The sequence below is a fragment of the Pradoshia sp. D12 genome (genome assembly GCF_008935075.1).
Lineage (GTDB): Bacteria > Bacillota > Bacilli > Bacillales > Pradoshiaceae > Pradoshia.
The window spans coordinates 1,627,254-1,649,555 of the sequence record NZ_CP044545.1; the positions used below are offsets into that span (position 1 = coordinate 1,627,254).

23 protein-coding genes and 1 riboswitch are annotated in these 22,302 nt (G+C 37.0%); of the genes, 16 read left to right on the plus strand and 7 right to left on the minus strand.

Translation table 11 applies throughout. The features are described from left to right. Nucleotides 1–97 precede the first annotated feature (97 nt). The gene (locus tag F7984_RS07965; RefSeq protein WP_225983685.1) at nucleotides 98–580 is read left to right on the plus strand and encodes a GNAT family N-acetyltransferase; all 483 of its coding nucleotides are present in this window, start codon (nucleotides 98–100) and stop codon (nucleotides 578–580) included. Between the two features lie 26 nt (nucleotides 581–606). Next, entirely contained in the window at nucleotides 607–1,149 is a 543-nt protein-coding gene (locus tag F7984_RS07970) for a GNAT family N-acetyltransferase (RefSeq protein WP_066099858.1), read from the plus strand. Between the two features lie 108 nt (nucleotides 1,150–1,257). On the opposite strand, the gene F7984_RS07975 is transcribed toward F7984_RS07970, so the two are convergent. The 4 genes from F7984_RS07975 to F7984_RS07990 form a co-directional block, all read right to left on the minus strand. Next, the gene (locus tag F7984_RS07975) at nucleotides 1,258–1,734 is read right to left on the minus strand and encodes a MerR family transcriptional regulator (protein ID WP_066099855.1); all 477 of its coding nucleotides are present in this window, start codon (nucleotides 1,732–1,734) and stop codon (nucleotides 1,258–1,260) included. 21 nt (nucleotides 1,735–1,755) lie between these two features. After that, nucleotides 1,756–2,793, minus strand: a complete 1,038-nt coding sequence (locus tag F7984_RS07980; RefSeq protein WP_066099853.1) for a MerR family transcriptional regulator — start codon at nucleotides 2,791–2,793, stop codon at nucleotides 1,756–1,758. 360 nt (nucleotides 2,794–3,153) lie between these two features. Beyond that, the gene (locus F7984_RS07985; protein WP_139891144.1) at nucleotides 3,154–3,378 is read right to left on the minus strand and encodes a hypothetical protein; all 225 of its coding nucleotides are present in this window, start codon (nucleotides 3,376–3,378) and stop codon (nucleotides 3,154–3,156) included. A gap of 431 nt (nucleotides 3,379–3,809) precedes the next feature. After that, nucleotides 3,810–4,244 (minus strand): LptM family lipoprotein, encoded by a 435-nt coding sequence (locus F7984_RS07990; RefSeq protein WP_140461340.1) that lies wholly within the window; start codon nucleotides 4,242–4,244, stop codon nucleotides 3,810–3,812. Between the two features lie 540 nt (nucleotides 4,245–4,784). Between F7984_RS07990 and F7984_RS07995 the strand changes: the two genes are divergently transcribed. The 4 genes from F7984_RS07995 to F7984_RS08010 all read left to right on the plus strand — a co-directional run bounded on the left by F7984_RS07995 (nucleotide 4,785) and on the right by F7984_RS08010 (nucleotide 7,424). Further along, nucleotides 4,785–5,534, plus strand: coding sequence for an aminoglycoside phosphotransferase family protein (locus F7984_RS07995; RefSeq protein ID WP_066099840.1), 750 nt, complete (start codon nucleotides 4,785–4,787; stop codon nucleotides 5,532–5,534). A 144-nt stretch (nucleotides 5,535–5,678) separates the two neighbouring features. After that, on the plus strand, nucleotides 5,679–6,149 hold the full coding sequence (locus tag F7984_RS08000; protein WP_140461341.1) for a hypothetical protein: 471 nt from the start codon (nucleotides 5,679–5,681) through the stop codon (nucleotides 6,147–6,149). A gap of 246 nt (nucleotides 6,150–6,395) precedes the next feature. After that, entirely contained in the window at nucleotides 6,396–7,115 is a 720-nt protein-coding gene (locus F7984_RS08005) for a YebC/PmpR family DNA-binding transcriptional regulator (RefSeq protein WP_066099835.1), read from the plus strand. A gap of 108 nt (nucleotides 7,116–7,223) precedes the next feature. Continuing rightward, nucleotides 7,224–7,424 (plus strand): ChaB family protein, encoded by a 201-nt coding sequence (locus F7984_RS08010; RefSeq protein WP_066102205.1) that lies wholly within the window; start codon nucleotides 7,224–7,226, stop codon nucleotides 7,422–7,424. Between the two features lie 28 nt (nucleotides 7,425–7,452). Here the strand turns inward: F7984_RS08010 and F7984_RS08015 are convergent, their stop codons facing one another. From F7984_RS08015 to F7984_RS08025, 3 genes are all read right to left on the minus strand, one after another. Next, nucleotides 7,453–7,761, minus strand: a complete 309-nt coding sequence (locus tag F7984_RS08015) for a hypothetical protein (protein WP_066099832.1) — start codon at nucleotides 7,759–7,761, stop codon at nucleotides 7,453–7,455. Between the two features lie 182 nt (nucleotides 7,762–7,943). Continuing rightward, nucleotides 7,944–8,720, minus strand: coding sequence for a C40 family peptidase (locus F7984_RS08020; protein ID WP_066099829.1), 777 nt, complete (start codon nucleotides 8,718–8,720; stop codon nucleotides 7,944–7,946). 145 nt (nucleotides 8,721–8,865) lie between these two features. Then, nucleotides 8,866–9,132, minus strand: a complete 267-nt coding sequence (locus F7984_RS08025; protein WP_066099827.1) for an acylphosphatase — start codon at nucleotides 9,130–9,132, stop codon at nucleotides 8,866–8,868. Nucleotides 9,133–9,396: 264 nt separating this feature from the next. Here F7984_RS08025 and F7984_RS08030 point away from each other — a divergent pair, with 264 nt between their 5' ends. From F7984_RS08030 to pulA, 10 genes are all read left to right on the plus strand, one after another. Continuing rightward, on the plus strand, nucleotides 9,397–9,936 hold the full coding sequence (locus tag F7984_RS08030; RefSeq protein WP_066099821.1) for a histidine phosphatase family protein: 540 nt from the start codon (nucleotides 9,397–9,399) through the stop codon (nucleotides 9,934–9,936). Nucleotides 9,937–10,065: 129 nt separating this feature from the next. Then, nucleotides 10,066–11,133, plus strand: coding sequence for an undecaprenyldiphospho-muramoylpentapeptide beta-N-acetylglucosaminyltransferase (locus F7984_RS08035; RefSeq protein ID WP_066099816.1), 1,068 nt, complete (start codon nucleotides 10,066–10,068; stop codon nucleotides 11,131–11,133). Nucleotides 11,134–11,227: 94 nt separating this feature from the next. Then, nucleotides 11,228–12,727: an amidase gene (locus F7984_RS08040; RefSeq protein ID WP_140461342.1), complete on the plus strand. Its 1,500-nt coding sequence runs from the start codon at nucleotides 11,228–11,230 to the stop codon at nucleotides 12,725–12,727. Nucleotides 12,728–12,868: 141 nt separating this feature from the next. Then, nucleotides 12,869–13,049: riboswitch (cobalamin riboswitch) on the plus strand. Nucleotides 13,050–13,240: 191 nt separating this feature from the next. Continuing rightward, complete coding sequence (locus tag F7984_RS08045) at nucleotides 13,241–14,212, plus strand: ABC transporter substrate-binding protein (RefSeq protein ID WP_066099809.1); 972 nt, start codon at nucleotides 13,241–13,243, stop codon at nucleotides 14,210–14,212. A gap of 1 nt (nucleotide 14,213) precedes the next feature. Further along, nucleotides 14,214–15,245 carry a FecCD family ABC transporter permease gene (locus tag F7984_RS08050; protein ID WP_181161991.1) on the plus strand — a complete coding sequence of 344 codons (1,032 nt, stop codon included), beginning with the start codon at nucleotides 14,214–14,216 and terminating at the stop codon, nucleotides 15,243–15,245. A 1-nt stretch (nucleotide 15,246) separates the two neighbouring features. Next, on the plus strand, nucleotides 15,247–16,044 hold the full coding sequence (locus F7984_RS08055; protein ID WP_066099802.1) for an ABC transporter ATP-binding protein: 798 nt from the start codon (nucleotides 15,247–15,249) through the stop codon (nucleotides 16,042–16,044). A gap of 94 nt (nucleotides 16,045–16,138) precedes the next feature. Next, complete coding sequence (locus tag F7984_RS08060) at nucleotides 16,139–16,666, plus strand: hypothetical protein (RefSeq protein ID WP_140461344.1); 528 nt, start codon at nucleotides 16,139–16,141, stop codon at nucleotides 16,664–16,666. A gap of 271 nt (nucleotides 16,667–16,937) precedes the next feature. Next, the gene (locus F7984_RS08065) at nucleotides 16,938–17,363 is read left to right on the plus strand and encodes a hypothetical protein (protein ID WP_140461345.1); all 426 of its coding nucleotides are present in this window, start codon (nucleotides 16,938–16,940) and stop codon (nucleotides 17,361–17,363) included. A gap of 520 nt (nucleotides 17,364–17,883) precedes the next feature. Next, a complete protein-coding gene (locus F7984_RS08070) occupies nucleotides 17,884–18,912 on the plus strand; it encodes a PTS sugar transporter subunit IIC (RefSeq protein ID WP_066099792.1) in 1,029 nt (342 codons plus the stop codon). A 752-nt stretch (nucleotides 18,913–19,664) separates the two neighbouring features. Continuing rightward, nucleotides 19,665–22,232, plus strand: a complete 2,568-nt coding sequence (gene pulA / locus F7984_RS08075; RefSeq protein ID WP_140461666.1) for a type I pullulanase — start codon at nucleotides 19,665–19,667, stop codon at nucleotides 22,230–22,232. Nucleotides 22,233–22,302 lie beyond the last annotated feature (70 nt).

The following is a 22,302-nucleotide window of genomic DNA, read 5'->3' on the forward strand; positions in this document are numbered from 1 at the left end:
CGTCAAAAGTATATTGTTCATAAAAAAAATGAATCTTTAAAATAAATTAGGTATTATAAATTATTACTTCTATTTTGAAAAATATGGAGGATGAAATTTGGATACTTCTAAAATTACATTAGCTAGTTATTCCGACGAATATATAGAAGGTATAAGAGATTATATGCTACCCCCTGAACAATATCTATTTACATCATATCCGCTTGAAGTATTGGAACAAGTATATCAGGATTGTGATAAGTTTCCAGTGTTGATTCTTAATAACGGAAAGGCAGTCGGCTTTTTCTGTTTATACAGTGGCAAAAGGGTGGCTGAAGTGTCGACAAACCATAGAGCACTGTTATTAACGAGTTTTTCAGTTAATTATAAATACCAAAAGAGAGGGTTTGCCAAACAAGCATTATACTCGATCTCCAACTTTATCAAAAATCATTTTGAGGAAATTGATGAAGTTGTTCTGCTAGTGAATATGAAAAATATCCCTGCTCAATCCTTATACATAAACTGCGGCTTTAAGGATATGGGGGAGAGGAGGATGGGGAAAAGAGGAGAACAAATGGTTTTGCATTTGCAGATTTAAAGGGGATAAGAAATGGAGGAGTTTAAATGGATTTTGTAGAATTAGAAACTAAGCGTTTACAATTAGTAAGATTAAATACCTCTCATCTAAACCAGTATTTTACGATCATGTCTAAACAAGAAGTAATGGAGTATTATGGGATGGAGCCTTTGACCAAAAAGGAAGATGCTGCTTTAATTTTTGCAACTCTGGATAGAGGGCTGGCACTTGGGCAATCCATAAGGTGGGGTATTACTTTAAAGGAATCTGGTCAGTTAATTGGTACAGTTGGCTTAAATAATCTTAGTTTAAAAAGCAAACGTGCCGAGATTGGGTATGAGATTCATCCGGATTTTTGGCGGTTAGGATATGCAACAGAAGCTATTATATCAGTAGTAAACTATTCCTTTCATCAACTTGATTTATTCCGGATAGGGGCTATTACGTATCCGGCTAATACTTCATCTAATCATTTGTTGCTGAAAATGGGTTTTACATTAGAAGGGACACTTCGAGGATATTTATATCAGAGAAATCAATCACATGATGCCTATGTATTTTCAATTACGAAACCGGAATGGAAACACTGATAAATACTCCGCTGTATTATTTTTCGGCGGTTGGACGTATACAGACATTAATAAAGCAAATAACGGAACTTATTGAAAAAGTCCCGTTATACTTCTAAGTTAATATCCTTATAACCCAAACATGATTTGTGTTATTTTCCGTTTCCTTTTTCGCCTGGATTTTATTGTATCAAGTGCAATCGGCTTAGAAATAGCGGGAGGTTTTTTTGTTCCGCTTAATTGGGTCTCAAGATGATCCATTCGAGTTGTTAGTTCATTTACGATTGACAGTAAATCCTCAAGTTCATTTCGATGTTGGAGTAGCTGGATGGACGCAACACCATCCGCTTTTTTATACAGTTTTAATTCAAGTTCATTAACTTTTAGTTTTAGTTTCTCTACCTCTTCGTTATTTGGATGAGAGAGCATTTGAACGGATTGAATTTGATCTTGATTATGATAGTGTTCCAATTGGCTGAATTCTTCCTTTGTAAAGATAAAGTGCCCTTTAGAATTTCTGGCAGGTTCAATAGATAGGTGTTTAACCCAACGTTTAACTGTACTCGATGAAACTCCTAAGATTTTAGCTACTTCGTTTGTATTCATTTTTAATACCACCTTTAGATTTTACTTCTTGCGTCGAAAACTCCACCATTTCTTTTCTGCTGGAACCATATCCTTTTCCTTTAAAGTCTGTTTATCTTGCTTATTTTTTTCTGTTTTGACTTTTCCTTTTTCCTTTGTTTTATTCTTTTTAACGTCTTTAAATTTCACTGTTTTTGGTTTTTCTATTTCTTTTGTAGGTGCCGCATCTCGGAAGCTCATGACCATTTGTTTAAAAGCTTCCTCTCGTTGACGGATGTCATTTCGATACTGGTCTAATTCATTATTCATCGTTTCGAAATACTGCTCGCGATCCTGATACATGGCCTCTGTTACACTTTTAATTTCTTGTTGTGTTTCAGTTACGGACGCAGAGAGGTCTGCAAGTAAGTCACGATAACCATCTGCGGCCGCTTCGGATATCCGTTTGGAAAACGATTCAAAGGCTCCCTCTGAAGACCTCGCAATGGTGGTCGTTAGTGCTCCGAATGTTTCGGATGTACGCTCTGATGCTTTTGAAACATTTAGAGAAAGTTTCCGTAACTCTCCGTTTGTTTTTATATTGGATCGTTGAATCGTTTTCGATAGGCCTTTAATCGTATCAATTGAACCTTGTGAAATTTCTTTTTTTACCTCTTCAATCATAAGGTTCCGATTATTTCGTAACTCTGCTGACATTTCTTTCATTAAATTATTCTTATAATCATCCATGGCTACCAAGAAATCCTCCATCCTTGGTTCAGCTGGTTTTTCTACAACAGCCAAAGAGGTTCCGGAATCTTCAGAAGGGGGTTCTGAAACAGGCTGTTTTTCTTGAGTTAAATGTTTTTGTAGCATGTCCTTAATAATTTCCTTACTAAGATTTTTATCACGCATTTCCTTTATTCTTTTTAAAATTGAAATTTCAACTTCAGTATAAAAACGGGCTCCCTGTTTAGAACGCGGAATAATTAATACGCCATTTAAGTCCTTTTCCCATTGGCGGATTGTTCCTGCAGGTACATTTATTCTCCGTGAAACTTCTTTAATGGAATATGCTCGTAAGATTTGATTATCTTTCATAATTAACAATCCTTTCCCTTTGTCGTTTAGGTATATTTGTATCTTTCTAATACATGTATTCTTCACAGGCAATATACTTTTCCTGCTGCATGACAAAAGCTATCAAAACAAGTTGTATTTCTTCAGAGTCCTTGTTTTTATGTTCATTTCGGGAGGTTTACCTATCTAAAAACAGAGAATGCTGGGAAGGATTCATAATACGGACGAGGCATGGCAATTATATGCACGATAAAGGGGGAAACAGGATAGGTTGAAATATTTTGCGGTAGAAAAAAGTGAAGTTTGTAGCTTAACAGTAAAAAGGTGTAGGACAAAAAAAGCAAATAAAAAAACCCTCAGCAAGTACCTGAGGGCCAAACATTAAGAATGTTCTTTTACAAAGTTATAAACAGAATATCCTAGCATTGCCATTCCGATAAAGAAGACAAACCCGCCTAACAAAACTCCGTTGGAAATACTCTCAAGAACGGTTGTGTTGGAGTATACCTCAATACCATTTGGCTGTATGCTTCCGGAAACTTTAAAATGTCCTATAACAGCAAAAATAATGGAAAGTATAAATAACCCGTATGTTTTTAATTTCATTTGAACCCCACCCTTTGTAGGAATAGTAAAAAAATTTAAATTGTTACAATTATCGTAACAGATTGTGTATATTTTGTGAACAAATAATGCTTAATTATTTTTTTGTTAAGAGATCCTTAATTACGCAGGGCTGATTTCCAGGAATTCATTGTTTGTTGAGCATAAAATTTACGGAAGTAAAAAGGTGAAAAATGAATCATTTAGATTTTGTTATTAGCAATCGGTGCAGTGATGTATTTAGTTTGCGAAAGTAAAACCCAAAGGATCTTATATAGTAGCGAAAGTTGGCGTTGCTAATTTAGAGGGGATACTTCCTTTGAAAAGGTATCCAAATTAATGAAATCAAAAAAGATGTTCATGAGAAAAGGCCAGAGGGCATTTGGCCTCTGACCTGTTTTTTTTCATGGGCTTTCAATTTATGCTAAGATGATTTACTGTCTTTCCAATTTGATAGTAGTAGTTGTTCCCATAGCTGATGCTTCATAGGAAATCACACCATCTTTATAAGTGAAATCTTTAGTGTCAGCACCAGATGCTAACAAGGCACTGTCAGTTTTTTCTTTATCATTTTTAGATGTCCATTCATATTCATTAGTGGATTTAGTTGGCGCTTCATATGTGCCAGACCAGTACAATGATTTTGTTTCCCCTTTATCACTGATCCAGTTGATTTCAATTGTGCCATCTGAAATAGTGGCTTCCTGCCAAGCTTCATCAGAATTGCTATTAATTTGAACCCATGTACCTGAAAGATCTAGTGGTTTAGCAGGTGTATATCCCTCCTGTTTACTACTAGATGAACCGCCACATGCAACTAACCCCGTGCACATTACAAGTGCAAGTATTATGAAAAAAAATTTCTTCATGTTTTTTTTCCTTTCTCACGTAAGATACCTATTTTTGTAATTACATTTTAATGAACATCAGGGAAGAAAGAAATAGTTTTATGCCTTTTGGTAATAAGTTACATTTTCTTGATGACTGCGCTAAGGCAAAGAGAATTCGAATACTTACGGATTAGGCCAAAGAAACTTCCGAATGTCCCTATTGCCAGAATGAATGTATAAATAAAACACAGGAAATGTTTAAATTTATCAGTTAACCACCATAACATTCCGCATTATCTAATAATATGACTGGAGGGGAATAGCTCTATTTGATTGATGAACCTCAGGAAATATAGATAGGATGCAATTATAAGAAGTTAATTGCAATCTTTATTTTTGTATAAATTCATCCTTAAATGAGGCTCTTTTGTTGATAAGCGGCATTAAACGTACTATAGAAAGAGGAATTACACAGTATTTGTTGAAATATAAAGAAGTAATCAGGCAATATATATATTATTTTTTAGAGTAATGTCTACAGTGGAAGCTACATGAGTATGAATCAAGGGGAGATATTCAATGGAATTAGCCGCTCCATTCGCGATGGGGAATACAGCAAATATATATCTTTGGGATAATAAGATTATCAAAGTATTTAAAGAGTATTTACCAGCGACGGAAGCAAGGTATGAAGCTAATAAGCAAAAGCTAGTTTTCTCTTTGGGACTTTCTGTTCCAGAAATAGTGGATGTGACAGTAATAGATGGAAAACAAGCAATCATAATGGAGTACATTAAGGGCAGAACATTTGGCAGTATCGTATCTGAAAACATGAGTAAAGCTGAATATTACATGAGTATGTCGATTGATATACAGCAGGAAATACATTCGGTTATTGCTGATTCTCTTGAACTCATGACAGATAAATTAATACGCCAAATTGAGCAGGCAGCAGTTTTAAAAAGAAAACATAAGGATATTTTGATACAAAAAATGAATGAAATGTCATATGAAAAGCGACTTTGCCATGGTGATTTCCATTTATTTAATTTAATCGATTCGGACAATAAAGTAACGATTATTGATTGGGTAGATAGCAGCTTAGGAGATATTCGTGCTGATGTATGTCGGACGTATCTTTTGTATTCAGAAGTTTCAATGGAGTTGGCCGAAATGTATTTGCATCTGTATTGCGTGAGAAGCGGGTTATCAGAAAAGGATGTTTTGCAGTGGATCCCAATTATTGCTGGAGCAAGACTAGCAGAGCATGTTTCCAAGGGAAAATCTAAACATCTACTGGAAATTGTTCATCAGCAATGTCCGCTATAGGAAGAGATTTATTAAGATAACCTTATGCGTTAGATGGATTTTAATTTACATAATATAATTATGGTTTTGTACTTATATAAAAGCAGACCGTTTAAAAATATAAAAAACTCATCTTAGAGGGTAAGAGAATGGAGGAACCAGTCGATGAGAAACTTTTTTATGGGGATGTTAATTTTCGTTTTACTTCTGATTACAGGTTGTTCAAATAATACAGGTAAAGAAAATGAAGCTAATGCTAATGAATTTCCTCCACATATGAAGGGAGAAGTAATAATTAATGGGATAGAGTATCAGCTGGAAAAAGGAAATTATAAATGGAAAAGGATTAACGGAGAAGAAGAAGAAATGGTGGAAACAGATCACGCCTCTCCTTATCGGATGGCGGACAGCATAGAATCAATTAAGGTTAAATCTAATCAAAAAGCCACTATCCAAATTGACGATAACCCAGATATTAAAATTTATTTATGGAATGAAAAGGGCAGAGGACAAGAAATCGAACATAAAAATAAACAGTTTTATATTCCTGCAAGTAAAGGCCGTTATATATATGAAGTATTAGCTGAATGGAATGATGGAACGATATCTTATACCTTTGTGTTAGATATTGAGTAGCATTAATAAGATTAATTAAAGGGTTTCTTTACTGAGTGAATCGCTCCCTGATATTAAATTTAAAATCTCTATTCCTTCATTATCTTAACCATTAAATGTATAATATATGAGGTATAATAGTAAAGTTGCTTCATTTATACATAGAATCTTGGAGAAACCAAGGGATTGTAACAAAAAGTATTGAAGTAAAAGCTTATTCGTATTACTATTTTTAAGTAGATATATAGTGGAAAGAGAGTGTTCATAATGGGACGTAAATGGAATAACATTAAAGAGAAAAAGGCTTCTAAGGATGCTAATACAAGTCGTATTTATGCCAAATTTGGACGTGAAATATACGTAGCTGCAAAACAGGGTGAACCAAGCCCCGAATCTAACCAAGCATTAAAAATGGTACTTGAACGTGCAAAAACATACAGTGTACCAAAAGCAATTATTGATCGTGCGATTGAGAAAGCTAAAGGCGGAGCAGAAGAAAACTATGATGAGCTTCGTTATGAAGGTTTTGGGCCAAATGGTTCCATGGTGATTGTGGATGCATTAACGAATAATGTTAATCGTACAGCTTCAGAAGTCCGTGCAGCGTTTGGTAAGAATGGTGGGAATATGGGTGTCAGCGGATCTGTTGCCTATATGTTTGATGCTACAGCAGTTTTTGGTATTGAAGGGAAAACATCTGATGAAGTGCTTGAATTGCTAATGGAAGCAGATATAGATGTTCGTGATATCCTGGAAGAAGATGAGGCGGTTATCATCTATGCAGAACCGCATCAATTCCATGCTGTTCAAGAAGCATTGAAAAATGTGGGAATTACAGAATTCACTGTGGCAGAGCTTACCATGCTTGCTCAAAATGATGTAACATTGGATCCAGATGCACAGGCGCAATTTGAAAAAATGATTGATGCAATTGAAGATTTAGAGGATGTTCAGCAAGTTTATCATAATGTTGATCTTGGTGAATAATTTTATTTAATGTCTCTCCGGGGTATTCCTTTGGAGAGACTTTTTGTTTAAAGAAGGGGGATACAAGGTAATAAAATGTTAAAACATTTATTACTGGAGGTTTATCATATGCCCTACAAATCTGTTAGTGAACTCCCAGATTCCGTAAAGGACTCGTTACCGCATCATGCTCAGGAAATATTTAAAGAAGCCTTTAATTCGGCAAGAGAAGAATATGATGAAGAAGAAACAGCTTTTAAAGTAGCCTGGAGTGCGGTGAAAAATAAATACAAGAAAAACGATGATGGCGAATGGGTAGAAAAAGAATAGGCTAATTTAAGAGGAATACTCCTTTCGATTATGGAGTATTCCTTGTTTTTTCATAAAGAATTTTTAAATCATAAAATTTAGGGTGATTTAATAAATGAAGATTATCTGATAAGAGAATTTCTTTTAGGGCATCTTCCTTTGAAATGGGGTAGCCAATGCTTTCTTGTTCAATCCATTGCCTTTGTTCAATAATCAGATAGCTGCCATCTTCCAAGCATGATATTCCTTTATGATAGGATAAGCCATCATTTAGTTGCTCCCAGTAATCTCGTTCAGTTTCTCCTTGAATGGATGCAAATAGTATATGTAATGGGTCATTTCCAAATACTTTAGCCATCTGACAATCTCCTTACATAACCGATTTAAGAATATGATGTCCGAATGATATTCAGCTATACGGCTAATTCCTAATTGTATAAATTTAGATAAATCCTCAAATAATGAAATCATAATTCAGAAGAAAAAATAAAAAATCGGCAAGCAATAGTAGCTTACCGATTTTGATTGATAAAGATATGCTTATAGGCTTCTTGCACCTAAGTATTTTGGTTTCCAATAGGATGATGTCATATCAGCCTGTACAACACCGCTGGAGCCAGCGTGGATGAATTTATTGTTTCCAACATAGATTCCCATATGAGAAGCACCGGAAGTATATGTTTCAAAGAATACAAAGTCACCTACAGAAGGTGTGTTTACTTTCTTCATAGTAGAGAAGTAAGTTGCTGTGTTAGTACGTGTAAAGCTTGGGCGTTCTTGTTTAACGATATAGTAAATGAACCCGCTGCAATCGAATCCTGATGGTGTTGTTCCACCCCATTTATAAGGAGTGCCAATTAAACTTTTTGCCGTAGCAACCATGCGCTCAGCTTCTGATTTTGTAACCGTACTGCCTGAAGTGGTACCAGTTGAAGTAGTTGATTTGCTTACAACCAATACTTGTCCAACATAAATGGTGTCGCTTTTTAAATTATTCCAAGATTTTAAGTTTGCAACAGTTGTATTATAGGTATTTGCAATTTTCCATAAAGAATCACCGGATTTTACTGTATATTTCTTTGTAGAAGTGCTTGCAGTCGTATTTTCACCAATATTAAGTGTTTGACCTATGTAAATAGTATCAGACGTTAGGTTGTTTTCCTTTTTGATTGCAGACACAGTAGTATTATATTTAACTGCTAATTTCCATAAAGAATCACCTTTAGAAACTGTGACGGTAGCAGCAGAAGCAGCACCAGCAAAAATAGAAGACGCCAGGACAGCGGTAGCAGTAATAGATAAAACTTTATTCTTCATGTTGACCCCCACTAAACTTAGTAAAATTTTAAAGTACTAGCCTAGTGTAGTAGATTCGACAAAAAATTACTAGGTATGTTTCCTAAATGTAACAAAACAGAAAGTTTATTGTAATAAAAGTGAGTTTTCTGTGTTTTGGATAAGTTTACTTAATTGTAAAATTTTTATATTCAGTAGCGACCTGAGTGTTAACCTCTACATGGTTTATTCGACTATATTTTGGGCCTATTCTAATTTTGCCAAGAAAATGATCCAATGCTTCTTCTGTTCCTTGTGCAACAATTTCTACATCACCATTTACTAAATTACGCACCCACCCGTGTATATCATAATCTTTTGCTGTAAGCAGAGTAAAATAGCGAAATCCTACACCTTGAACAATCCCAGAGACAATTATGTGATATTGCTTCATTATTTATCCTCCTATTCTGATATATAGATAGAATCCCAATATCTTTAATCCCAAGCATCTCAAATATTTAGAATTTACATGAGTGTACAAGACTAGGTGCTTCAGCACTACTTGTTTTAAGAATTCATATTTCTATATTTTAATGGTACTTATTTTTTATTTAACTATCAACAATAGGATGACGTACTAACCAAAGCTCTAATGGAATTCCTTATATGGTAGAATATAGTAAATAAAATTTATAGGGAGTAGGAGAGTGTCGTGTTGAAATACATATATTTAGTTCGACATTGTGAGGCTACCGGACAGGGTTCTGAATGTGATTTAACAGAAAAAGGGAAAATACAGGCGAGGGAACTAGCTGATTTTTTTAACTCTATTTCAATAGAGCGTATAGTCTGCAGTCCATATAAAAGGGCAATTGAGTCTTCTGAAGCAATTGCTGAAGAAAAGAATATACAGCTCGAATATGATGATCGTTTAAAGGAACGGATCTTATCTGGACATGATTTACCTGATTGGAAAAATAGATTATACCAATCGTTTTTGGAACGCGATGTTAAATTAGCCGGAGGAGAATCCAGCAATGAGGCTGCTAAAAGAGGTTTTACTGTAATAAAGGAGGCATTGGATAGCGAGAATCTCAATATATTAATCGTAACACATGGTAACTTACTGACTTTAATCCTAAATCATCTGGATGAATCCTTTGGTTACGAAACTTGGTTGGGTCTGACTAATCCGGATGTGTATTGTTTAAAGATAGATGAGGATCAAAGCAATATCACAAGGGTGTGGAAGTAAGTCACTGATGACTCTCCGTTTTTGATTAGCAAGGTGAATAGGAGAGAATAAAATTTAGATTTCATGTCTTAGCATACATATTAATGGTTACTTTCCATGACTCGTTTAAATTTGTCGGAGGTTTATAAAATGAAAAAAAGAATCATTTTAACAGGTGGGGGATCAACTGGGCATGTTGCTGTCAATTTGGCGCTCATTCCCTATTTGATTGAAAGGGATTGGGAGATTTACTATATAGGATCTAAAGAGGGAATTGAAGTCTCTTTGATAAAGGAGTTTGATCGTGTCACTTATTTTCCAATATCCACAGGTAAACTTCGCAGATATATGGATATAAAAAATGTAAAAGACCCTTTTAATATTTTGAAAGGCTTTATGCAATCAAGAAAGATTATTAAGCGGTTACAGCCGTCCATAATCTTTTCAAAAGGTGGCTTTGTTTCCGTTCCTGTCATTCTTGCTGCGGCGAGTAGAAAAGTACCGATCATTTCGCATGAGTCAGACATTACACCAGGGTTGGCCAATAAGCTATCATTGCCTTTTGTTCAAAAAATTTGTTATACCTTTCCGGAGGCTAAAAATCATATTCCTGCAGAAAAGTCTTTTTTCTTAGGGCCCATCGTAAGAGATGAACTGCGTCAGGGTGACCCATCGATTGGAATGAAAATATGCCAATTTAATACAAGGAAACCTGGATTATTGATCATGGGAGGCAGTCAGGGTTCTGAAGCAGTGAATAAGGCTGTGCGTAAGGACTTGGATCGATTGCTCAAAACCTTTAATGTCATTCATTTATGCGGAAAAGGAAAGGTAGATTCCACCCTACATCGTGATGGATATGCTCAGTTTGAATATATTAACCAAGGCTTGGCAGATATATTGGCTATGACAGCTGTGGCTGTTTCAAGGGCCGGTTCAAATTCTATTTTTGAATTTTTAAGTTTAAAAATTCCAATGGTCTTAATCCCGTTATCAAGGAAAGCCAGCAGAGGCGATCAAATCATGAATGCTGAATCATTTAAAAAGCAGGGTTTTGCCTATGTTATTGAAGAGGATGAGCTTTCGTTAAACACGTTAGCTGATAAGGTAGAAACTATATTTAAAAACAAACAGATGATTATCGATAAAATGAACAATTTTGAGGAAGAAGATGGACTGGAACGCTTGTATGAATTGATTGATACCTATAAAATTTAATGTTGAAATGATAAGTATTATTCTATATACGAAAAAAGCATTAAAACAGAACACTAAACAGGATTTGTAGCCAAAAAGTAGGAGTGTCGGAGCAATGAATCTTAAATGTTATACCCAATATGATGGACTTGGGTTAGCGAAGCTTGTAAAGGAAAAACAAGTATCCGCAATAGAATTAATAGAGGACGCATTTGAACAAATAAATGAACTAAATCCTAAAACAAATGCAGTTGTTCGAACTAGATTCGAAAAGGCAATGATGGAAACTGGAAAGTCTGAATCTATATACGGACCTTTTGCAGGAGTACCTATCTTATTAAAAGACTTATCACAATCTATTAAAGGCGAACCGATTACAGCGGGTTCAAAATTACATGTAAATCGGATTGCTAAACGGGATTCTAATTTTGTGAAAAAAATTCGTGAGGCAGGATTTGTCATTATTGGACAGACGAGTTCTCCGGAGTTTGGTCTGAAAAATATTACTGAGCCAGCTGTATATGGAGCGACACGTAATCCATGGAACCTGCAGCATTCATCGGGTGGATCAAGCGGCGGAGCATCAGCCAGTATAACTTCAGGTATGGTCCCAATTAGCGGTGCCAGTGATGGCGGCGGCTCTATTCGTATACCGGCATCATTCACTGGATTAGTAGGCTTGAAGCCAACAAGGGGAAGGACACCCGTTGGTCCAGGTGTGGGCCGCCAATGGCATGGAGCTGCGGTAGATTTTGCCTTAACCAAAACGGTTCGTGATAGTGCAGCTATGCTGGATGCCTTGCAAATCATTCAGCCGGATACTGCCTTTCAGGTACCTTTATATAATGGGAGCTATTTGAAGGAGCTTTCGAATCCATTGAAAGAAAGGTTTAAAATTGCTTTTTCCACAAAGTCTCCGGTGGGAACACCCGTTAGTGAAGAAGCTGTAGAAGCGGTACATAAGACAGTCAAATGGCTGGAACAGGCAGGGTTCACCGTTGAAGAATGTGATAATGGGGTAGATGGAATCCGCCTTATGGAAAATTACTATATTATGAATAGCGGAGAAATGGCAGCAGGTATACTGTCCATTGAGGAAGCCATTGGACGGCCGATTACCGTTAATGATATAGAGATAGTCACATGGGTACTCAGAACTGCCGGGCAGAATGTATCAGCTGTTCAATTTACACGCAGTTTAGCTGAATGGGATACGGCAGCTGCACAAATGGCCAGGTTCAATGAGGATTATGATTTGTATTTGACGCCGGCAACAGCTTTCTCAGCTCCAAAGGTGGGCGAATTGACGCATACGGATGAACAGAGCTTGCAGTTATTGAAAGTAAATGAACTAAAACCCTCTGAACAGTTAGCAATGGTCTATGAAATGTTTAAACCAAGTTTAACGTATACGCCTTTTACACAGTTGGCGAACATCATCGGACAGCCTGCGATTAGCTTGCCTGTTCATATGACAGATTCTGGCTTACCCCTTGGAGTGCAATTGATGGCTCCAAAGGGAAGGGAAGATTGGCTTCTTAAAATAGGAGCGTTGTTAGAGCAATCCGATATATGGGTTGGACAGAAAGGGAATCCATATATTGGATGGCGATAAAAGTGATAGATCGACTAGAAGATGCGTGTAATTCAGTTGGTCAATTAAAACAGTCATTTCACTTGTTTATATTTATGTGAATTCCTATATATCAAAAATATCTTCCGTTTACATTTTCAACATGATATATTAATAGTACGAAAATTTAAAACAATCATAAGTGCTCACTTTTGTGAGGTAAAAGGGAATCCAGTGTAAATCTGGAACAGCCCCCGCTACTGTAAGAGCTGATGAAATCACGTGACCACCTTTAAAAGAGGGAAGGTGTGAGAGTAAAGTGAAGCTCAGAGTCAGGAAACCTGCTTATGAATGTGTATTGCTTACTTTTCGGTGGGAAAAGGGATGGCGAACGTAGAGATGATTGTGTCTTTGCGCTGATTTTGACAGCGTTTTTTTGTCTGTGCATGAATCAAGCCTGTTTTCCTTAATCGGGAAGACAGGCTTTTTTATGTTTAATATTTCAGCGTAAATTCGCTAAATATAAATAAATTTTGAAAAAGGGAGAATAGTGAGATGAAAAAGATTGCAAGCTTATCACTTTTGGTGTTCTTATCCGTTTTTGCATTGTTTGCATGCGGAAATGATGAGACAGTAAACAACCAGGAAAAAGAAACAAACCAGGAAACAAGTGAGTATCCGAAAACCTTAACAGACGGTCGTGGGGAAGAGGTGACCCTTAAAGAAAAACCTTCAAGGATTGTTTCGACCACATTGGCTATTGATGAATATTTATTGCCTTTGGTTGATGAGGAGCGGATTGCCGCGGTAACGAAAATGTCTACAGACTCAGGGATTTCGAATGTAGCAGATCTAACAGATGGAATTGATACAAAAATTGAATCAGTCACATCTGAATTGGTGCTGTCACTTCAGCCTGATTTAGTGCTGATTCCTTCCTATGTAGATCCTGAGGTTCTTAAACAAATTGATGCTGCAGACATCACCACCTACCAACTTAAAGATGATTCCTCTATATCAGGTGTATTGGATGGTCTAATGGAGGTTGGTACCATTGTTGGCGAGGAAGATAAAGCAGAAGAAATCATAGCTGATGTCAAAAAGAGGATGTCAGATTTACAAACGAAAGCAAAAGCACAAACAGATAAAAAACGAGTGGTTTACTGGACACAGCAAAATTCTTCAGTTACTGAGAATACTACAATAGGAGAAATCATCACCTTAGCAGGCGGGATAAATGCCATTACAGAAGCGGGCATTACCGGTGAAGAGTATCCTGATTATCCAAATCTTTCAAAGGAAAAATTAGTTGAGATAAATCCAGATGTGATTATTACAAGCGATTGGCAGTATGACGGTTCAAAAGCAACATTCGTCGAGGAATGGCAAAAGGATCCGGCACTTAAAAATCTTAAAGCCTTTAAGAATAATGAAGTGCATGTGATAGATAGCGCAAATTTAACAACGGCTTCCCATTTTGTGATTGAGGGAGCAGAAGATATTTATCAAGTTTTATATGGAGAATAATATGGTTTGTAAACAGTCTAAACAGGTTCTTATTTTTGGAATCCTGATTTGTTCCTTGCTCGTATCGTTACTTTTAGCAACCATGTATGGCGGGGTCATCGTTCCATTTACGGAAACTGTGAAAGTATTACTCTCACTGCTTCCATTTATAGAGTTTGACTATAACCCAATGTATGAAACAATCCTTGTGCAGATTCGCCTGGGGCGGGTTGTTGTGGCTGGATTAGTCGGGGCAGCCTTGGCAATATCGGGAGTCGTGATGCAAAGTGTGTTTCGCAACCCGATGGCTGACCCCGGCATAATTGGTGTTTCATCAGGTGGAGCATTCGGAGGTGTACTGGCCATCTATTTTGGTTTGGCCGCGATCCATTCTCTTTTCGTCCCATTAATGGGCTTTATCCTGGCTGCATTGACTTTGTTTGCAATTTATATGATTGCGACCAATCAAGGAAGGACCTCAGTACTGACATTGCTGCTGACGGGTATTGCGATTAGTTCTTTTTTATCAGCCTGTACCTCTCTGCTAATCTCTTTTTCGAATGCAGGAGTGATGCAGCAGATTGTCCAATGGATGATGGGGAACTTAAATGGGCGTGATTGGAGTCATGTACAAATATTAACTGTTCCTGTTTTATTTTCGATTTGTGTCTTTTTGTACCATGCCAACGACTTAGATATCTTTCTGCTGGGTGAAGAGCAGGCCCAGAATATGGGGATTTCCGTTCAGCGCACCCGTAATCTATTGTTAATTACTGCTTCATTAGTAACTGGAATGAGTGTCTCATTAACGGGAGCCATCGGTTTTGTTGGTCTGATTGTCCCTCATATGATCCGTATGATCATTGGGCCCTCGCATCGAAATTTACTACTGGCTAGTGTCTTAGGGGGAGCGAGTTTCTTGATTCTTGCTGACTTAATATCCCGTTTGGCCATTAGGCCTGCTGAGATTCAAATCGGTATTATTACAGCTTTTTTTGGCGCTCCGTTTTTCCTTTATTTAATTTTAAAAAATAAAAAGAAGGGGGAAATCTGAGATGACAGCTATTTTGAATGCGGAGAAACTCAGCTTTAGCCGTGGCAAACAGGTGATTTTAAAAGCAATGGATATCTCTTTGGAAACTAACCAATTTACCTGCTTGATTGGTCCGAACGGTACCGGAAAATCTACTTTACTGCGCTTAATGGCAGGATTGCTAAAGCCACCTGCAGGGTCAATAGCCTTTAAGAATCATGCTCTCTCTGAGATGACTACTCTTGAAGTGGCCAAAGCAATCACCTATATGCCACAAAGCACGGTCCTTGACTATGAATTTACAGTGAGTCAGGTAGTACTTATGGGAAGGCATCCGCATCGGAAGAAATGGCAATTCTCACAAAAAGATGATAATCAATTGGCAGAGAAAGCGATGAAACAAACAGGAATTTATCATTTAAGAGACCGTTATATCACATCCCTTTCAGGAGGAGAACGTCAGCTTGTTTTCTTAGCTAAAGCCATCACTCAGAATTCTGAGGTTATTTTGTTGGATGAGCCAACTTCAGATCTGGATATTTATCATCAGGTCCAAATTGCCGAGGTCATCCGGGAGCTTGTAAAAGAGGGAAAGGCTGTCTTCGCGGCCATCCATGATATTAATTTAGCCACTCGCTATTGTGATCGACTCATACTTATGGGAAATGGAGAACTCGTTGCAGCAGGGGAACCCGAACAAGTCATTACGGATCTTAACTTGATGCGTATTTTTAAAACTCATACGTATACATACAATGATTCCTATTTTGGAAAAAGGCAGATGATTCCTTATGCCATAGATATAAAAGGGGAGGCATGAAGAATTCATGTGCGATGGCCTTCTATGTGAAGGCGTCGCGGAGTTACCATTATTTCATACTAAAACCTAAGTTTTAAATAAGGGGGAATGAACCTTGAAAAAAGACTGGCGTTACTCCAGTTATCCATTCATGAGAGAAAAAAGCTGTTTAGTTGATTATGAGATTCGCACTGATACTTTAACTACAAGGCTTGGAGCTGTTTTCCCGTTATTGACTGAGAAAGAGCAAGCAGTCATTGATGACCTTCGTAAGGTTCAAGCACTATGCTATCATGTGAACGGTTCTGTGCGCGGAAAATTGGCGATAACTGAAGCAGATTTACAGTGGTTGAGTGATAGATATGATTTTTATGTTGAGAAAACAGGGGAAAAGGTAAAACAATTCGTATTACCGCAAGGAAGCAACGCTGCATGCGCACTTCATGTCGTACGCAGTGAGGCCAAGAAATCCTATCGTGCCCTGCATAAAGTTAGTGAAGAGCGAGAAGTGCTAGACATCTTATTTGATTTCCTAGGATTGCTCGCAAATGTTTGTTTTGTGATGGCTGTTTATGTAAATCAGGTGAACGGCATACAGGAAATTCCTTTTGTCAGTAAATCATATGCTGTGAAAAAGAAATGAATGTTTAAGCCTACATCTAAAATAATAGAGTTAGATAGATCTTGTTATCCATTTTTAATGAAGAGAGAATGTATGATTTGATAAAAAGAAAAGCACGATTCTTTCATAACCAAAGAAAGAATCGTGCTTTTTTATGGATGAAAAGAGGACACATTAGTAGGAAATGTAATTCTAGCCATGTTACGATTAAGTTATATTAAAAAGAAACAAGCAGAAGTAAAATTTGAGTTTAATTAAACCGGAAACTAAATACTTTAGGAGTGTTGCCACCGTGCTGGATAAATTTAAACAGAAATTTAACGAAATAAGTAAAAATGGAGTGACCGTTCCTATTAAGCCAGTAATGTTAGAACAACTAATAAAAAGACAGTCTGGCCAAAAAGATATAAAAGTAGAAATAACAACAGGCCACTTGAATATTCGCGGTACAACAGATAAAAATATTTCATATATGATAAGTCTGAAACCTATTCATATGGAAAAAAGAATGATTATTTTTGAAATTGAGAGTTTGAATCCTACTGATATGAATGAAGATGAAATTAAAATACTTAACAGTCCGCCATTTTCAGATTCTACAAATCAGACGGTTAAAATGGATTTTAATTCCTGGGATATCGTGAAAAAGATACCTCTTGGAAAAATTAAATCGTATGAGATGAATGATGGGACAATCAAGTTAACATTATCATTATAAGAAGAGCGAGGATTTCCGTAAAAGTACGGAAATCCTTTTTTTTGGACCAAAAAGATTATACGCAGCAGCTATTATAAACAGAGATACTCAAAATCATTCATATACTTCGTACTGGTTATGAGGTAGAACAAGTTTTGTGTATTTGCCCGTTTTTATGTTACTTTACGACTAAAATAATTAATAAGTATTCGTAAATCAAAATGTGTAATTAGATTATATTTAAAAATAGAATTATTGGCTGTGGAAAGTGGAGAGTGAAAAAAGGAAAATGCCAGAAACCAACTATTACTGTAAGTTAAAAATATAATATGAATATGGAAATTCAGTTGATAAAAACGTTATGGAATTATTTTGAAGTTCAAATTATTAATTTATATTAAATTTTCAAAATATTTTGCTATTTTTATTTTAGGTGTGTTAATATATCTAAATACTAATATCTCCAATAAAGGAAGGATGCAGAAAAAAGAAAACATAACACCTTTATTTTTCAGAATATTTAATTAACTACTAAGGGGCGATGGGGATGAAGAGAAAAGAATATATTATTGATCGAATGTATAAGGCATCTACGGGAATCGCAAATGCCGTTTTAGTAACATTAGGAATCGGTCTATTATTCGAATCAATTGGGGGTTACTTTGATTGGCAAATATTCCTTACTATTGGAGGAGCGGCAAAGGTCTTGCTTGCGCCTGCTCTTGGTGCAGGGATTGCCTATCAGCTTGGAGGTAACTCATTAGTACAATTTAGTGCAATGGCATGTGCCTCTGTTGGTGGAGCCGCTATTCAAAAAACAGCAGAAGGTGCTTTTACGATTGTCACTGGACAACCTATATCAGCTGTATTGGCTGCACTCATCGCTACATATATAGGCAAGAGGATGGTTGGTAAAACAAAATTGGACATTATGGCAATTCCGATTACAGCTATTTTTATTGGTGGGATTTCCGGAGTTGGATTAGCAGCGGTGACAACACCATTACTAACAAGGATAAGTGCACAAATTACAGCTTCTGTAGAAGGCTCTCCTTTAATTGGATCGATTGTCTTATCCTTAATATTTAGTCTTTTATTAATGACCCCAGCTTCATCAGCTGCGCTTGCGATTGCTCTGCAGTTGGACCCAGTATCAAGTGCAGCAGCCTTGATTGGCTGTACGGTACAATTTGTAGCCTTTACAGCAATGAGCTATAAAGATAATGATTTAGGTGGCTTTCTTGCACAATCAATCGTGACACCAAAGGTACAGTTTCCAAATTTGATAAAAAACCCAATCTACATTATACCTGCGTTTACGGCTGCCGCAATTGCTGCGCCAATAGCTACGATGGTCTTTGATTTTAAAGTACCGTATGAACTAGGCGGGATGGGGCTAAGCTCGTTGATTGCACCGATAAACATCTTAGCTAATCAAGGGATGGGCATATTCCTCAACTATGTAGGAATAGGGATGGTGCTTCCTGTTATGATTGCTCTTGCGATTCACCGCCTCCTAAAAATGGCTGGAAAGGTTAAAGCAGGTGATCTTCATCTTGAAGTTCAATAGTTGTCTGCTTTGTCTCTTTTGAAATATTGACTCAGATAGGGGTTTAGGTAAATCATACGAAGAAGAGAATCTATTTTGATAGAATGTGTTAAAAATGAACCTAAACAATGATGAATAGAGAAAGTTAGTTCTATTTTCATTTTATTGAACATATAAAAATTTTACGTGGTGGGTAGATGGTTTCTGTATGATGCAGAGACCATCTTTCTTCGTGTACAGAATGATAGCTTAGTTGCTTGTTGATTTAAAATATAAAGTACTTCAGTTTACTTAAGTACAAAGAATGTTTCAGGTGGGCCATGAGTTTAAGAATATGGCTAGGATATTTCACGATTATTCTTTGGGGGATAATATGTCTTCGTAATCAATAATCAGATTATTGTTGGGGTGAAAAATATCTCCATTATGTAAGAGAATTCTGCAATATAGTAGCAGATACATATAATTAATGACATTTGTATGTTGATGGGCAACTTTCCTTCTGTCAAAGAGGACTTATTCAAGAATTACGGATCTTTTTGGTAAGGGAAAATGATTCAACTGCCTGAAAATCTTCTTTCGTATATTTTATATGAAGGTATAGGTATAAAGTCCATATTTCTGAATCATATTCTTCTAAAAATAGGAAAACGTAAACTGTTCTTCAGAAAGCTAGTTTACTAGAATGGAAGGGTGTAATTATGAAAACGATTACATATATGAATTTATGCAATCGTTTGCCTACTAAGAGAAGAATGAAGGAGGAGTGGAAGATGTCTGTGAGAAAGAAGAGAATTATCGCGTGGCTAGGCACATTTTGCTTGTTATTGACAATGCTCCCTCAGCTAAGTGCAAAAGCAGAAGATGGAAACACGGAGATTGTCATCCATTATCAGGAAAATGATGATGCAAAGGATTGGAATCTATGGGTATGGCCTGAAAATGGAGAAGGTCATGTCGAACAGTTTGAGGAAGAAGATGCATTTGGAAAGGTTGCGAGATTTACACTGGAGGGACTTCATGAGCGGGTTGGCTTTATTATTCGTACTGATTCATGGGAAAAAGATGGAGGCGACCGTTGGATTGAAGGAATAAAGGATGGAAAGGCGGAGGTGTGGATTATTTCAGGAGATGATGAAGTGTACTATTCAGAACCAAACAGTGAGCCGAGCATCAAAAAGGCAGCGATGGACAGCTTTACAGAAATCACTGTCACGACAAATAATCCACTTGATATAAACAGAACAGTGATTGAGCTTGAAAATGCACCCATTCAAGCAATTATTCCTGAGGAAGGGAATAACTCAGTAACAAATAAGTTTACGATAAAAACAAACAAGAAGCTTGATGTGCGAGGAAGCTATGCCGTGAGAATTGAGGGCTATGGAGAGCGGGCTGTTGAGATAGGAGGAGTGGTGCGGACAGAGGAGTTTGATCGCCAGTATTATTATGGTGGCAATGATCTTGGGAACACCTACTCACGTTTTTCGACCAACTTCCGTTTATGGGCTCCAACAGCTCAAGAGGCAAAGCTCGTTCTTTATGAAAATTGGAATGATCCTAAGGGCAAGGAAATTACGATGAAGTCGGATAAAAAGGGGACATGGACGGCTAAATTAAAAGGAAATCAGGATGGTCTCTTTTACACATATAAAGTGAATATAGGTGGGAAATGGACAGAGGCTGTTGATCCATATGTAAGGGCAGCGTCAGTCAATGGTCAAAAAGGAGCCGTGATAGAATTAGCGAAAACAAATCCGAAGGGCTGGGATAAACATAAGAGACCAAAGTTAGCGAATCCAGAGAGTTCAATTATTTATGAATTGCATGTACGCGACTTGTCCATCCAGTCAGAAAGCGGAATTAAGCAAAAGGGGAAATATTTAGGCGTTACGGAGAAAGGTACAAAGGGACCAAATGGGCTTCCAACCGGTCTTGATCATATACAATCATTGGGAGTAACTCATGTTCAATTTTTGCCAATCTATGATTATAAAACAGTAGATGAAACAAAGCTTGACGAGCCACAGTATAACTGGGGGTATGACCCACAAAACTACAATGTACCGGAAGGGTCTTATTCTACCAATCCCTATGAACCTAAAGTGAGAATAAAAGAACTGAAGCAAATGATCCAAACGCTCCATAAGGAGGACCTACGTGTAGTAATGGATGTTGTCTACAACCATATGTATGATGCTGCAGAGTCAAACTTTCAAAAGTTGGTTCCTGGCTATTACTACCGCTACAACGAGGATGGTACATTGGCCAATGGTACCGGTGTCGGCAATGATACTGCCTCCGAGCGAAGAATGATGCGTAAATTCATCGTCGACTCCTCAAGCTATTGGGCGAAGGAATATAAACTGGACGGATTTCGATTTGATTTAATGGGAATCCATGATGTTGAGACAATGAATGATGTAAGGAAGGCTTTGAAGCGTATTGACCCATCATTTATTATCCATGGGGAAGGTTGGGATTTAAATACTCCGCTTGCGGCTGACATAAAGGCAAATCAGAAAAATGCTGAAAAAATGCCTGGCATTGCTCATTTCAATGATGACATTCGAGATGGACTGAAGGGCAGCGTATTTGAAGAGCAGGATAATGGATTCGTAAATGGAAAATTGAATATGGAAGATCGGATCAAAAAAGGCATTATGGCCGGTCTTGATTATGATAATAACCAGGCGACATACCGTGATCCGGAACAGGTCATCACTTATGTAGAAGCACATGATAATCACACCCTTTGGGACAAGTTGGAATTGACGAATCCAAATGCAAGTTATGAAGAGAAAAAACAAAGACATAAACTGGCCTCGTCTATCATTTTAACTTCACAGGGGATCCCATTTATTCACGCCGGACAGGAATTTATGCGAACTAAGTATGGAGACCATAATAGCTATAAATCCCCAGATGAAATTAATCAATTAGATTGGAAACGGAATGCAGAATTTGTGAATGAAGTGAAATATATGTCGGGGTTGATAGATCTTCGTAAAAACCATCCAGTATTCAGGATGACGGAGGCCAGCGCAATAAAGGATAGTATTCGCTTTTTGGATGCACCGGTAAATACGATTGTCTATACGATTACTGAACCATCAAGAGGAAAGCAAAATGGGAGCTATTTTGTAGCACATAATGCCAACACAAATGATGTTGAAGTTGTACTTCCAAGAAACGCTGTATGGAATGTACTCGTTAATGCGAATGAGGCTTCCTCGAAACCCATATATAAGCTGAAAGGGGATAAGGTAATTATTCCAGCATTAAGTACGGTTGTGTTTCAAGAAAGGAATAAATGGAGTAAACATAAAGAAAATAAATAGAAAATCGATATGGTAGGAACTCCTCTTTAGGATTGAAGAAGGAGTTCTTTTTTTATAAATAAAAATAACA